Origin of the sequence: Streptomyces sp. NPDC047085 (assembly GCF_040643735.1) — a bacterium.
Taxonomy (GTDB): Bacteria; Actinomycetota; Actinomycetes; order Streptomycetales; family Streptomycetaceae; genus Streptomyces.
Window position 1 is genome coordinate 1,094,647 of the sequence record NZ_JBEYUW010000002.1, and the last position, 13,423, is coordinate 1,108,069.

Genomic DNA, 13,423 nt, shown 5'->3' on the forward strand with positions numbered 1-13,423 from the left:
TCAGGCGTCCTCTTCGACGAGTCGGGCCAGTCGGATGCGGTTGATCTTGCCCAGCTCGGTGCGGACGATCTCGCGCTCCTGCTCCGGCGAGTTCCCGATCCGCTCCTTGACCGCGTCGCGCATCTGCTCGCCGGTCCGGCCGGTGGCGCAGATCAGGAAGACGTGGCCGAACTTCTCCTGATAGGCCAGGTTGAGTTCGAGCATCTCGGCCTTGAGCTCCTCGGCGGCGCCGGCCATGCCGGCCTGTTCCCGCGCGGAGGTCGGGTCTCCCGGCTTGGGGCGGCCGATCGGCGGGTGGCCGGCCATCGCCTCTTCCAGGTCCGCGGTGGCCAGCTCGGCCATCGCGGCGTCACTGGCGGCGTAGAGGTCTTCTACGGTGGCGTAGGGGCGGGCGGCGGACAGCCGCCGGGCCCACTCGGTGGAGGCGCACGCCTCGTGGAGGGCGGCGAGCGCCGCGCGCTCCTCCAGGACATTGAACCGGGCCAGGCCCGGGGGCGTGGAAGTCGTAGTCACGGAAGCCTCCGTGGCCGGAAACGGCCGTCGTGCTGAACGGGCTGCGAACAGCTAACGCCCTCCGAAACACGACGTCAACACTTTGTTGAAAATTCCGGGTTACACAACTGATCCCGTGGCGCGGGCTCAGGCACCCTTCTCCCGGTTCAGATAGTTGTAGACCGTGAAGCGGCTGACGCCCAGCGCGCTCGCCACGGTCTCCACGCCGTGCCGCACGGCGAAGGCGCCCCGCGCCTCCAGTATGCGTACGACCTCCTGTTTGGCCTTGCGGTCCAGGTCGGCCAGGGGCCGGCCCTGCCGCCGCTCCATGGCGGCCAGGATGTGGTCGAGGGAGTCGGCGAGCTGGGGCAGGCGTACGGCGACGACGTCGACGCCCTCCCAGGCGAGGACGACGTCCTCGGGGCCGGCCTCGTCGGGCGGGAGCATCTCCCCGCCCATGGCGTCGACCAGCGGCTTCACGGCCGTGATGAAGGGCTCGTCCCCGGTGCCGGTCATTCGCCCGCTCCGATCACGTTCACCTGCAGCGAGATCCGGGTGGCACCGGCTTCCAGGGTCTTGCGCAGCAGTGCGTCCACGGCGGTCAGCACCGCGTCGGCGCCGCCCTCCGCCGTGTTGCCGAACGGGCCGACGTCCACCGCGTCCAGCTCCGCCGCCTCGATCACCTCGCGGGCCGCCAACGCGTGCGCGGGCGCCTCGTCGAGGTCGAAGGGCTCGGTCGTGAACTCCACTCTCAGTCGCACTGTGCCCCCATGGCATCTGCTCCGACCCGCGCGTCCCGCCAGGTCCGCGGCGACGGGGGTCGGACCGCACCGGCCGCTTGGGGAGACCTTAACGGACATGCGCGCCGACCCGGTCTCCCGTGCAGGTCCGGCTTGCTGCGACCTTATCCAAGGCCTCCCGCACCTTCCCTGCGACGGACGGGCCGCCCGCCCGCGTAGAGCAGGCGACGGAAACCACACAGGGAGGGGACCACGCGGTGCGCAGATTCGGCTCAGGCGTGTTCAGGGGCGCCAGGGGTACGGCGGTCGCGGCGGCGGCGATGGCCGCGCTGACCGCGTCCCAGGCACCGGGGGTGTCGGCGCGGGCCTCGGAGCCCGTGCGGAAGCCGGTACCCGCCGAGCACGGCCCCAGCGTGTCCGGCGACACCCCCTACCGCACCGATCTGCCCCCACTACGGCCCCGTGAGAAGGCCTCGGCACGGACAGCGCCGGGCGGCGCCCTGCCCGCGACCGTGTTCGCCGCGTACCGGCGCGCCGAGTCGGAGCTGACGCGCACCGCGCCCGGCTGCCGGCTGCGCTGGCAGCTGCTGGCCGCGATCGGCCAGGTGGAGTCCGGGCAGGCGCGGGGCGGCCGGGTGACCTCGGACGGCACGACCGTGAGGCCGATCCTCGGGCCCCGGCTGACCGGCGGTGCCTTCGCCGTCGTCGCGGACACCGACGGCGGCGCCTACGACGGTGACGCCGTGTACGACCGCGCGGTCGGTCCGATGCAGTTCATCCCGTCGACCTGGGCCCACTGGGGCGCGGACGGCAACGGGGACGGACACGCGGACCCGGACAACGTCTACGACGCCGCGCTCGCCGCCGGGCGCTATCTGTGCGCCGGCGGCCGGGACCTCTCGGACCCCGCAGAGCTGGACCGGGCGATCCTCGGCTACAACCGCTCGGACGCCTATCTGCGCACGGTCAAGGCCTGGTACGCGTACTACCTGACCGGGCATCGAGTGGTGCCGGACGCGCCCGCCGAGGTCCGGGACCGGCCGAAGCCACCCCGCCCGAAGACCCCGAAACCCTCGCCGAAGCCGTCGGACGACCAGAAGCCGGGCCCGGGCCCCTCGCGCCGGCCGTCGGCGCCGCCCGCCTCGCCCTCCGCCTCCCCGTCCCGTACGCCCGACGTCCCGAAGGCGTCGGAGACGCCGCTCGTCCCCCTCCCCGAACCGACCCTCACGCTGCCCGGAGGCGGCGTACTGACCGACCCCGGCCCGCTGACCAGCAACGGCTAGAACACAATGCGCCTCGTCCCCTCCACAACCGCGGATACTCGGCGGTAATGTCGCCACCCGCCGGAAGCACCGACCGGTGGGTGAGCGCGAAGGGGCCCTCATGGCGACGGACATGCCTGCGGACATACAGGCCGCCGACGAGCGTTGGCAGCGCATGTGGAGCCACCGCGAGCAGTTGCTCAAGGTGGCCCGGCGCCGGTCGATGAGCCAGGAGGACGCCGAGGACGCCGTCCATGAGGCGATGCTGCGCGCCGCTGAGCGCCCGGAACTCGACGACGAGCGCCTCGGCGCCTGGCTGACCACCGTGACGATGCGGCTGTGCGTCGACCGGTACCGGCAGGTCAACCGGGAAGCCGAGGTCGGCCGCATCCCCACGCTCCACGCACCGGGCCCCGTGCCGGTCGAGGAGGCGGTGTGCGACCGGGCCGAGGCCAAGTGGGTGGCCGTCCGCAGCGGGGAGCTGCCCGCCCGGCAGGCGGAAGCCCTGCGGCTGAAGTCCGAGGATCTCGACGTGAGCCAGGTCGCCGTGCGGATGGGGCTCAGCTACCGGACGGTCGAGTCGCTGCTGGCCCGGGCCAGGCGGACGCTGCGCGCCTCGCTGGCCGGGACGCTCGGGGTCGTACTGTTCCTGGTCGGGCGCGGGCGGCCGCGCGGGGGCGGGAAGGTGCAGGCCGTGGCGGTCGCCTCGACGGCGGCGACCCTGACGGTGGCGGTGTTCGTGCTGCCGTACACGCTCGACGGGGGCAGTGGTACGGGTGCTCCGGCTCCGCGGCCTGGCGTGTCCAGCGGGGCACAGGTGCTCCGGACGGACAGCACCCGGCAGGTGCGCGCTCCGGAGACGCTCAGGCCCCCGGCGACGGCGGCCCCCGGGCGGGCGGCTGCTCAGTCACCCACTGCCCGATCTGTCGTACCGCTCTCCGTGCCGCCTCTGCCGGAGGTCTCGTCGCCTCCGCTGCCCGAGCTGCCGGTGGAGTCGGCGGTGCCGCCGCTCCCCTCGGTGCCACCGCTCCCCTCGGTGCCGCCGCTGCCCTCGCTCACGGGCGATCCCGCGGTGCCGTCCGTTCCCGTGGCCGTACCCACGCCTTCCTCGAAGCCGCCGAAGCTGCCGTAGCCGAGCTGCCGTAACCCCCCGTCAACGCGTCCGAAAAAAATCTCGCATCCGCCACGACGGACGCCCCGCCCCTCCCCGTAGAGCAGATGTCGGAGCTGCTTCACGGGCGAAGGGCGGGACCGGATGGGTGTCGAGATCTGTGTGGAAGGGCTGACCAAGTCCTTCGGCCACCAGGTCATCTGGCAGGACGTCTCGCTGACGCTGCCCGCCGGCGAGGTGTCGGTGATGCTCGGCCCCTCCGGGACGGGCAAGTCGGTGTTCCTCAAGACACTCGTCGGGCTGCTGAAGCCGGAGCGCGGCTCGGTGAAGGTCGCGGGCCGCGACATCACCCGCCTGCGGGAGCACGACCTGTACGAGGTGCGGAAGCTGTTCGGCGTGCTGTTCCAGGACGGCGCGCTGTTCGGGTCGATGGACCTGTACGACAACATCGCCTTCCCACTGCGCGAGCACACCCGCAAGTCCGAGACCGAGATCCGGCGGATCGTGCTGGAGAAGATGGACATGGTCGGGCTGATCGGCGCCGAGGGGAAGCTGCCCGGCGAGATCTCCGGCGGCATGCGCAAGCGGGCCGGGCTCGCCCGCGCCCTGGTGCTCGACCCGGAGATCATCCTCTTCGACGAGCCGGACTCGGGCCTCGACCCGGTGCGCGTGGCGTACCTCAACCAGCTCATCGTCGACCTCAACGCGCAGATCGACGCGACCTTCCTGATCGTCACGCACGACATCGCCTCGGCCCGCCAGGTCCCGGACAACATCGGGCTTCTGTTCCGCCGTGAACTGGTGATGTTCGGGCCCCGCGAGGAGCTGCTGACCAGCGACGAGCCCGTCGTACGGCAGTTCCTGAACGGCCGGATGCAGGGGCCGATCGGCATGGCGGAGGAGAAGGACGCGGCACAGGTCGAGCAGGAGCTGGCGCAGATCGACGAGGGCGGCGCGGTCGAGGGCCTTCCTCCCCGCCTGCTGCCGGGCCCCGGCATCACCCGCCCGCCCCGCTGGGAGGCGATCGCGAGACGGGAGGCCGAGTTGCACGGTACGGGGGTGACCGGCGCATGAGTCTCTCCCCGACGGGTGCGCTGCGGCACTCGGGCAACCTGTTCGCGATGGCCCTTGACGTCGTCCGGACCCTTCCCCGACGCCCCTTCCAGGCAAGGGAGTTCATCCAGCAGGCGTGGTTCGTCGCCAGTGTGACGATCCTGCCGACGGCTCTGGTGTCGATCCCCTTCGGGGCTGTCATCGCACTCCAGATCGGCAGCCTGACGCGGCAGTTGGGCGCGCAGTCCTTCTCCGGTGCGGCATCCGTGCTCGCTGTCCTGCGCGAGGCCTCGCCGATCGTCACCGCGCTGCTGATCGCGGGCGCGGGCGGCACGGCGATCTGTGCGGACCTCGGGGCCCGGAAGATCCGGGACGAGATCGACGCGATGCAGGTGCTCGGCATCGACCCGATCCACCGGCTCGTCGTACCACGCGTGCTCGCCTCGATGGTCGTGGCCGTCCTCCTCAACGGTCTCGTCTCGGTGGTCGGTGTCGCGGGCGGCTACTTCTTCAACGTCATCCTCCAGAACGGCACGCCCGGCGCCTACCTGGCGTCCTTCACCACCCTCGCCCAGCTCTCCGACCTGTGGGCCGCCGAGATCAAGGCGCTGGTGTTCGGGGCGATCGCGGCGATCGTCGCCTCGTACAAGGGGCTGACCGCGAAGGGCGGACCGAAGGGCGTGGGCGACGCCGTGAACCAGTCGGTGGTGATCACCTTCATGTTGCTGTTCGTGACGAACTTCGTGATGACCGCGGTGTACTTCCAGGTCGTCCCGCAGAGGGGTTAGCCGATGCGACTACTCGAACGCCCCCTGCGCTCCCTCGAAGAGCTGGGCACCCAACTCTCCTTCTACGGCCGCTCGCTCGCGTGGACCGGCCGCACCCTGCGCCGCTACAAGAAGGAGATCCTGCGTCTGCTGGCCGAGGTCAGCTTCGGGCGCGGTGCGCTCGCCGTCGTCGGCGGCACGGTCGGCGTCATCGCCTTCCTCTCCTTCTTCACCGGCACCGAGGTCGGCCTCCAGGGCTACGCGGCCCTCAACCAGCTCGGCACCTCCAACTTCGTGGCGTTCCTGTCGGCGTACTTCAACACCCGGGAGATCGCCCCGCTGGTGGCCGGCCTGGCCCTGTCCGCGACGGTCGGCGCCGGCTTCACGGCGCAACTCGGCGCGATGCGGATCAGCGAGGAGACCGACGCGCTGGAGGTGATGGGCGTCCCGTCGCTGCCGTTCCTGGTGACGACCAGGATGATCGCCGGCTTCGTCGCGGTGATCCCGCTGTACGTGATCGGGCTGCTGTCGTCCTACCTGGCCGCCCGCACCATCACCACCGGCTACTACGGGCAGTCGACGGGCACGTACGACCACTACTTCCACCAGTACCTGCCACCGGTCGACGTGTTCTGGTCCTTCGGCAAGGTGATCGTCTTCGCAGTGCTGATCATCCTGGTGCACTGCTACTACGGCTACCACGCGAGCGGCGGCCCGGCGGGCGTCGGCGTCGCGGTGGGCCGGGCGGTACGGACCTCGATCGTCGCCGTCAACGTCCTGGACTTCTTCCTGAGCCTCGCGATCTGGGGCGCCAACACAACCGTACGGATCGCGGGGTGAGGCCGGTGCGAGTGCTGAGACTCAGGTTGTACGGCATCGTCTTCATCGCCGTGGTCGCGCTGCTGCTGTCGCTCGCGGTGGCCGTCTACCAGCAGGCGTTCACGCCGGTCGTGCGGATCACGTTGCAGGCCGACCGCCTCGGCAACCAGCTCGAGCCCCGGGCCGACGTCAAGCTGCGCGGGCTGCTGGTGGGCGAGGTGCGCGCGGTGCACGCCGACGGCAGCAAGGCCACGCTCGACCTCGCGCTCAAGCCGGAGTACGTCACGTACGTCCCCTCGGACGTGCACGCGCGGCTGCTGCCCAAGACGCTGTTCGGCGAGAAGTACGTCGACCTCGTGCCGCCGGTGCACGCCTCGGCCCGGCCCATCCGTGCCGGGGACGTCATCACCCAGGACCGCACCAGGACCGGTATCGAGCTGCAGCAGCTGATGAACGACCTGCTGCCCCTTCTGCGCACGGTCCGGCCGGGTGAACTCAACGCCACACTCTCGGCGTTCGCGACGGCGCTGGAGGGCGGCGGCGACCGGATCGGCGACAACCTCACCCGCGTCGAGGGCTATCTGCGCCGCCTCAACCCGCATCTGCCCTCGCTCGAGGAGGACATCGCGCGGTTCGCGGACGTCGCCGAGGTGTACGCGGACGCCGCGCCCGACCTGATGAGGACCCTGCGCAACACCGTCACCACCAGCCGCACGATCGTGGAGAAGAAGGACCAGTTGGCCGCCGCACTGCGCACGACCACGACCGTCGCCGGCACCGCACGCGACTTCCTCGAAGAGAACGGCGACCGGCTGATCACCCTCGGCCGGGTCTCCCGCCCCACGCTGGAACTGTTCGCCCGCTACTCCCCCGAGTACCCGTGCCTGCTGGGCGGGCTGGTCCGGCAGGAGCGGGCGTCCGAGGACGCGTTCCGCGGCGGCGAGATGCGCATCACCCTCGAGGTCGTCCGCCCGCAGGGCGCGTACCGGCCCGGCGAGGAGCCGCGCTACGGCGAGCGGTCGGGGCCGAACTGCCGGGGCCTGCCGCATCCGCAGGTACCCGGTCCCAAACCCCGTCTCGACGACGGTACGAAGGACGGAGGTTCGGGCGGCGGGCTGCCCGGAGGGGTCGGCGTGTCCGCCACCGCCGACGAGCAGCGGGCCGTCGGCTCGCTCGTGGCCCCCGTCCTGGGCGTGCCCGCGGACGAGGTGCCGCCCGTCGCGACCCTGCTGTTCGGACCGCTGGCCCGCGGAACGGCGGTGAGCGTCGCATGAGGACCACGAGAGCCCGGCAGACCGCCGCGCCACTGATCAAGTTCAGCCTGTTCGCGCTGGTCACCATCGCGGCGACGGGTCTGCTCGCCGCGACGATCGTCAACGTGTCCTTCACTCCGAAGGACACCTACCACGCGGTGTTCACCGACGTGACGGGGCTGGAGCAGGGCGACGACATCCGGGTGGCCGGGGTGCGGGTCGGCGAGGTCGAGGGCATCCGGATCAAGGACCGCACCCTGGCCGAGGTCACCTTCACCGTGACCGCCGACCGGCCGCTGCTCACCAGCACCCACGCGGTCGTCCGCTACCGCAACCTCGTCGGGCAGCGCTACATCGCGCTCCAGGAGGGCGCGGGCGACGGCGGCCGGCTGCGCCCGGGCGGCACCATCCCGCTGGCGCGCACCCAGCCGGCGCTCGACCTGAACGCGCTCCTCAACGGTTTCAAGCCGCTGTTCGCCGCGCTCAGCCCGAACGACGTCAACCAGCTCGCCACCGAGATCATCAAGACCCTCCAGGGCGAGGGCGGCACGGTGAACAGCCTGCTCGCGCACACGGCCTCGCTCACCACGACCCTCGCCGACCGGGACGAGCTGATCGGCTCGGTGATCGACAACCTCAACACCACGCTGGAGACGCTCGACAAGCGCGGCTCCCGGTTCTCGGGGCTGCTCACCCAGCTGCGCCGGGTGATCTCCGGGCTTTCCGCCGACCGCAAGCCCATCGGGGAGTCCCTGGTGAACATCGGCGACCTCACGGACGCCACTTCGGGCCTCCTGAAGGACGCGCGTCCGCCGCTGAAGGACGACATCGCGCATCTGGCCAAGGTGGCCGGAACGCTGAACGACAACGAGAAGACCGTGGAGGGCGTGCTGAAGCGGCTGCCGAACAAGCTCAACGAGCTGACCGGGACGGCGTCCTACGGCTCGTGGTTCAACTTCTACCTCTGCGACTTCGACGGCCGGATCGTGCTGCCGAAGACGAAGCAAGTGCTCACCCCGGAGCTGCACGTGGCACGGGCGAGGTGCGGCGGATGAGCCCGCGCATCGGGCGGGGCAAGGCCCGCCGTCCCGAACCGCTGGTCAAGGTGAAGATCCTCTGGCCGAAGCCGAAGCTGCCGCGGCTGCCTGGACTGCCGAGGCTGCGGGGGCCCCGGCCGCGCCGCCCCGAATCCCTGGTCAAGGTCAAGGTCCTGTGGCCCAGGCCGAAGCTGCCGCGGCTCCGGCTGCGCCGCCCGCGCCTGAAGCCGTTCCGTGAACGCAACCCCGTCGTGGTCGGCGCCGTCGGCCTCACTGTCCTCGGACTGCTGACCGTGGCCGCGTTCAACGCCGACAGCCTGCCGCTGATCGGTGGCGGGACGAGGTACAGCGCGGCCTTCTCGGAGGCGGGCGGTCTCAAGCCGGGCGACGAGGTGCGGATCGCCGGGGTCAAGGTCGGCAAGGTCGACTCCGTCGGCCTGGAGGGCGATCACGTCAAGGTCACCTTCAAGGTCAAGGGCGACCCGGAGTTCGGCACCGACACCGGGGCGGCGATCCGGGTCAAGACGATCCTCGGCGCGAAGTACCTCGCGCTGAACCCGAAGGGACCCGGCCAGTTGCCGGCGGGCAGCGAGATCCCGCTGGCCCGGACGGTGTCGGCGTACGACGTCGTGCAGGCGTTCAGCGATCTGACGACCACGTCGGAGAAGGTCGACACCGGGCGGCTCGCCAAGGCGCTGGACACGATCTCCACCACCTTCCAGGACTCGCCCCCGGAGGTGCGGGCCTCCATCCAGGGGCTGTCGCGGATCTCCCGGACCGTCGCCTCGCGCGACAAGGCGCTGCGGAACCTCCTCGGTCACGCCAACGGGGTCACCAAGGTGCTGGCGCAGCACTCGAAGCACTTCTCCGCGCTGGTGAAGGACGGCGGCAAGCTGTTCCAGGAGATCAGCAAGCGGCGCTCCGCGATCCACAAACTGCTCACGACCTCCGCCCTGCTGGGCATCGAACTGTCCGGGCTGGTCCAGGACGACGCGAAACAGATCGGGCCCGCCCTGAAGAACCTGAACACCTTCGTCACCATGCTCGAACGCAACCAGGCGAGCCTCGATCGCAGCATCAAGCTGCTCGCCCCCTACGTCCGGGTCTTCACCAACACCCTCGGCAACGGCCGCTGGTTCGACTCCTACGTGCAGAACCTGGTCGCCGCTCCGGTGGTGCCGCGCTCGGGAGGTTCGCGATGACCCGGCACATCCCCGTCCGGCGCGCGCTGGCCCTGTTCACCGCCCTCACGGTCGTCGTCGCCCTGGCCGTCGTGCTGTGGCCGCACTCGGAGTCCGTGCGGGTCACCGCGTACTTCCCGCGCACCGTCGGCATCTACCCCGGCTCGGACGTCCGCGTCCTCGGGGTCCGCATCGGCGTGGTCAAGAAGATCACTCCGCAGGGCGACCGGGTGCGAGTGGAGCTGGAGTACGACAAGGGGCAAAAGGTACCCGCGGACGCGCGGGCGGCCATCGTGAACTCCTCGGTGGTCAGCGACCGTTACGTGCAACTGCTGCCCGTGTACCGGAAGGGCCCCGTCCTGCGGGACGGCGCCGTCATCCCCGAGGCCCGTACGGCCGTACCGGTCGAGCTGGACCGGATCTTCGACAGCCTGCACACGACGGCCGAGGCGCTCGGCCCGAAGGGCGCGAACAAGGACGGCTCCCTGTCCCGGCTGCTCGGGGTGAGCGCGGACAACCTCCAGGGTCAGGGAAAGAACCTGCACCAGTCGGTGGACGACCTCTCGCAGGCGGTCACCACGCTGTCCGACGGACGCGGTGACCTGTTCGGCACCGTGCGGAACCTCCAGGTGTTCACGGCCGCGCTGGCCGCCGACGACAAGAGCGTGCGGTCGTTCGACACGAGCCTCGCCACGGTCGCGAAGCAACTGGCCGGGGAGCGCAAGGACCTCGCCGCGGCGCTGCAGTTCCTGGCGGTGGCGCTCGGCGACGTGTCCGGCTTCGTGAAGGCCAACAAGAAATACCTGACGTCGGACGTCAAGGGCCTCAGCAAGGTCACCAAGGTCCTCGTCACCCAACGGGCGGCGCTGGAGGAGCTGTTGACGGTCGCGCCCACGGGCTTGTCGAACCTGGCGGACGCCTACAACCCCGCCGCCGGCACCCTCGACACCCGCAACAACCCGCAGACCCCGCAGGACCCCGCGTCCCTGCTGTGCTCCCTGCTGCGGACGACCGGCGACGAGGGCGGACCGAACCCCGACTGCAAGGACCTGAAGAAGCTCTTCGACTCGCTGCCGAAGCTGCCGGCCGCCCCGGCGGCGGGGACGGGCACGGTCGACCGCACCCTCGGCGGAATCCTGGGGGCGGCATGAACGCGCGACGCGGAAGCCGGGTGGCGGCATGGACGGCGGCCGGTTCGCTGCTGCTGACCGGCTGTGAGGTCAACGGCTGGTACGACGTCCCGCTTCCCGGGGGCGCGGCGGACGACGGCCACGCCTACCACGTGACGGTCGAGTTCCGGGACGTCCTGGATCTGGTGCCGCAGTCGGCGGTGAAGGTCGACGACGTCACGGTGGGCGCGGTCGAGAAGGTCCGACTGGTCGGCTGGCACGCACGGGTGCGGCTGCGCGTGGCCGACTCGGTGAAGCTGCCCGCCAACGCGGTCGCCGACCTGCGGCAGACCAGCGTGCTCGGCGAGAAGTACGTGGCGCTGTCCGCACCATCCGGCATCCGGCCGGTGGGGCGGCTGCGGGACGGCGCCGTCATCCCGCTGTCCCGCAGCGGCCGCAACCCGGAGATCGAGGAGGTGCTGTCCGCGCTCTCCGCGCTGCTGAACGGCGGCGGCGTGGCCCAGCTCAAGACGATCACCGTGGAGCTGAACAAGGCCCTGCACGGCCGCGAGAACAGGGTCAAGTCCCTGCTCAAGCAGCTCGACACGTTCCTCGGCGGCCTGGACGGGCAGCGCGCCCAGATCGTCCGCGCCCTCAAGGGCCTGGACCGGCTGTCCGGGCGGCTGCGCAAGGAGAAGAAGACGATCGCCCAGGCGGTCGACACCATCCCGCCCGCCCTGAAGGTCCTCGCCGACCAGCACCGCGACCTGACGAAAATGCTCACCTCGCTGTCGAAACTCGGCGAGAAGGGCACCGAGGTCGTGAACGCCTCCCACGACGACACCGTCGCCGACCTCAAGAAGCTGCAGCCCATCCTGCAACAGCTCGACAAGGCGGGCGACGACCTGCCCAACTCCCTGGAACTGCTGACCACGTACCCGTTCCCGCGCAACGCGACGGACGCCATCAAGGGCGACTACGTCAACCTGCGCATCACCGCCGATCTCGACCTGGCGAACATCTACGGCAACCTCACCGACAAGCCCGGCAAGGGCGCCGGCGGTTCCGGCGGCACACCGGTCCCGACTCCCTCGCTGCCCGGCGTGCCGGACCTGCCGCTGCCCACGTCGCCGCCCAGCCTCCCCGATCTGCCGGACGTGCCGAAGACACCGGCCGACCCCTCACCGCCGGCGGACGGCGGCGGCGACCTGCTCTGCCCGCCTGTGTGCACCGCGGCCTACGGGACCGGCCGGGACGGGCACCGCCCGCCGGGGATCGACCTCGCGCTCGCCGAACTCCTACTGAAGGGGATACAGCCGTGATCACACGTGGGGTCAAGGCCCAGCTGCTCGCCTTCGCCGCGGTCACCGCCGTCGGGGTGTCGTACGTGGGCGCCGAGTACACCGGTCTGGTCGACGACGTCCTCGGCCGCGGCTACACCGTGCGGGCCGACTTCGCCGACTCCGGGGGCGTCTTCCCCGGCGCCGAGGTCACCTACCGCGGGGTGCCGGTGGGCCGGGTGAGCGATCTGCGGCTGACCGGTTCCGGGGTGTCGGTGGGGCTGCGCATCGACGACGGCGCGCCGCGGATCCCGGCCGACAGCCTGGCCGTCGTCGCCGACCGTTCGGCGGTGGGCGAGCAGTACGTCGACCTGCAGCCCCGGCGCTCCGCCGGGCCGTACCTGATGGACGGCAGCGGGATCCCGCGCGGCCGCACCCGGACCCCGCTGCCCGTCACCGACCTCGTGCTCGGTCTGGACCGGCTGGTGAACTCGGTCGGCAAGGACGATCTGCGCACCACCGTCGACGAACTGGGCCAGGCCTTCGCGGGCACCGGACCGGACCTGAGCCGGCTCGTCGACTCCGGGAACTCGCTCGTCGAGTCGGCGACCGACTCGCTGCCGCAGACGGTCTCGCTGATCGAGGACTCGCGCAAGGTGCTCAAGACCCAGGCCGACCAGGGCTCGGCGATCAAGTCGTTCTCCCACGATCTGGCGGCCCTCACCGCACAGGTGAAGGCGAGCGACGGAGACGTGCGCAAACTGATCGGCAACGCGGTGCCCGCCGCGCAGCAGGTCAACTCCCTGCTGAGGTCCACGCGGCCGTATGTGCCGGTCCTGCTGGCCAACCTCGTCAGCGGCGGCCAGATCACGCTGGCCCGGCTGCCCGGCGTGGAACAGGCCCTGGTCACGCTCCCGGTGACGGTCGCCGGCAGCTACACCGTCATACCCGGTGACGGCACCACCCACTTCGGGCTCACGGTCAACGCCGACGACCCGCCCGCCTGCACCCAGGGCTACGGGACGCGGCAGCGCGACCCCTCGGACACCAGCACCCGCCCGGCGAACACCGACGCGCACTGCGCGGCGCCGCGCGGGAGCAAGACCTCGGTGCGCGGCGCCCAGAACGCCCCGGGCGCGCGGGCCGCTTCGGGCGGCGCGGACCAGGCCGCGTACGTCAGCCCGTACGACCCGGAGACCGGCACCGCGACCGGCCCGGACGGGACGCCCGTCGAGATCGGCTCGACGGGCGGCGAACAGAGCACGTTCGGAAAGGAGTCGTGGCAATGGCTGCTCGTCGGGCCGATGGCATGACAGGGG

The 13,423-nt window shown here is 71.2% G+C and carries 14 protein-coding genes; 11 read left to right on the top strand and 3 right to left on the bottom strand.

Annotation, left to right across the window (positions count from 1 at the left end):
* From uraD to ABZ865_RS10585, 3 genes are all read right to left on the bottom strand, one after another.
* The gene (uraD, locus tag ABZ865_RS10575) at window positions 1-513 is read right to left on the bottom strand and encodes a 2-oxo-4-hydroxy-4-carboxy-5-ureidoimidazoline decarboxylase (RefSeq protein WP_361226929.1); all 513 of its coding nucleotides are present in this window, start codon (window positions 511-513) and stop codon (window positions 1-3) included.
* A gap of 126 nt (window positions 514-639) precedes the next feature.
* A complete protein-coding gene (locus ABZ865_RS10580) occupies window positions 640-1,008 on the bottom strand; it encodes a helix-turn-helix domain-containing protein (RefSeq protein WP_361226932.1) in 369 nt (122 codons plus the stop codon).
* Entirely contained in the window at window positions 1,005-1,253 is a 249-nt protein-coding gene (locus tag ABZ865_RS10585; RefSeq protein ID WP_361226935.1) for a hypothetical protein, read from the bottom strand. Before ABZ865_RS10585 ends, ABZ865_RS10580 begins: the two co-directional genes overlap by 4 nt.
* A 299-nt stretch (window positions 1,254-1,552) precedes the next feature.
* On the opposite strand from ABZ865_RS10585, the gene ABZ865_RS10590 reads away from it, so the two are divergent.
* From ABZ865_RS10590 to ABZ865_RS10640, 11 genes are all read left to right on the top strand, one after another.
* Entirely contained in the window at window positions 1,553-2,515 is a 963-nt protein-coding gene (locus ABZ865_RS10590; RefSeq protein ID WP_361227301.1) for a lytic transglycosylase domain-containing protein, read from the top strand.
* A 100-nt stretch (window positions 2,516-2,615) separates the two neighbouring features.
* Window positions 2,616-3,626, top strand: a complete 1,011-nt coding sequence (locus tag ABZ865_RS10595) for a sigma-70 family RNA polymerase sigma factor (protein WP_361226937.1) — start codon at window positions 2,616-2,618, stop codon at window positions 3,624-3,626.
* A 123-nt stretch (window positions 3,627-3,749) separates the two neighbouring features.
* Window positions 3,750-4,679, top strand: coding sequence for an ABC transporter ATP-binding protein (locus ABZ865_RS10600; protein ID WP_361226940.1), 930 nt, complete (start codon window positions 3,750-3,752; stop codon window positions 4,677-4,679).
* A complete protein-coding gene (locus ABZ865_RS10605) occupies window positions 4,676-5,446 on the top strand; it encodes an ABC transporter permease (protein ID WP_361226943.1) in 771 nt (256 codons plus the stop codon). Before ABZ865_RS10600 ends, ABZ865_RS10605 begins: the two co-directional genes overlap by 4 nt.
* 3 nt (window positions 5,447-5,449) lie before the next feature.
* Window positions 5,450-6,265 (top strand): ABC transporter permease, encoded by an 816-nt coding sequence (locus ABZ865_RS10610; protein ID WP_361226946.1) that lies wholly within the window; start codon window positions 5,450-5,452, stop codon window positions 6,263-6,265.
* A 5-nt stretch (window positions 6,266-6,270) separates the two neighbouring features.
* Window positions 6,271-7,518 carry an MCE family protein gene (locus tag ABZ865_RS10615; RefSeq protein WP_361226948.1) on the top strand — a complete coding sequence of 416 codons (1,248 nt, stop codon included), beginning with the start codon at window positions 6,271-6,273 and terminating at the stop codon, window positions 7,516-7,518.
* Entirely contained in the window at window positions 7,515-8,552 is a 1,038-nt protein-coding gene (locus ABZ865_RS10620; RefSeq protein WP_361226951.1) for an MlaD family protein, read from the top strand. The genes ABZ865_RS10615 and ABZ865_RS10620 overlap by 4 nt, the downstream gene beginning before the upstream one ends.
* Before the next feature lie 203 nt (window positions 8,553-8,755).
* Window positions 8,756-9,736 (top strand): MCE family protein, encoded by a 981-nt coding sequence (locus tag ABZ865_RS10625; RefSeq protein WP_361227304.1) that lies wholly within the window; start codon window positions 8,756-8,758, stop codon window positions 9,734-9,736.
* Window positions 9,733-10,866 carry an MCE family protein gene (locus ABZ865_RS10630; RefSeq protein WP_361226954.1) on the top strand — a complete coding sequence of 378 codons (1,134 nt, stop codon included), beginning with the start codon at window positions 9,733-9,735 and terminating at the stop codon, window positions 10,864-10,866. The genes ABZ865_RS10625 and ABZ865_RS10630 overlap by 4 nt, the downstream gene beginning before the upstream one ends.
* A complete protein-coding gene (locus ABZ865_RS10635; protein ID WP_361226957.1) occupies window positions 10,863-12,146 on the top strand; it encodes an MCE family protein in 1,284 nt (427 codons plus the stop codon). The genes ABZ865_RS10630 and ABZ865_RS10635 overlap by 4 nt, the downstream gene beginning before the upstream one ends.
* Window positions 12,143-13,417: an MlaD family protein gene (locus tag ABZ865_RS10640; protein ID WP_361226960.1), complete on the top strand. Its 1,275-nt coding sequence runs from the start codon at window positions 12,143-12,145 to the stop codon at window positions 13,415-13,417. The genes ABZ865_RS10635 and ABZ865_RS10640 overlap by 4 nt, the downstream gene beginning before the upstream one ends.
* Window positions 13,418-13,423 lie beyond the last annotated feature (6 nt).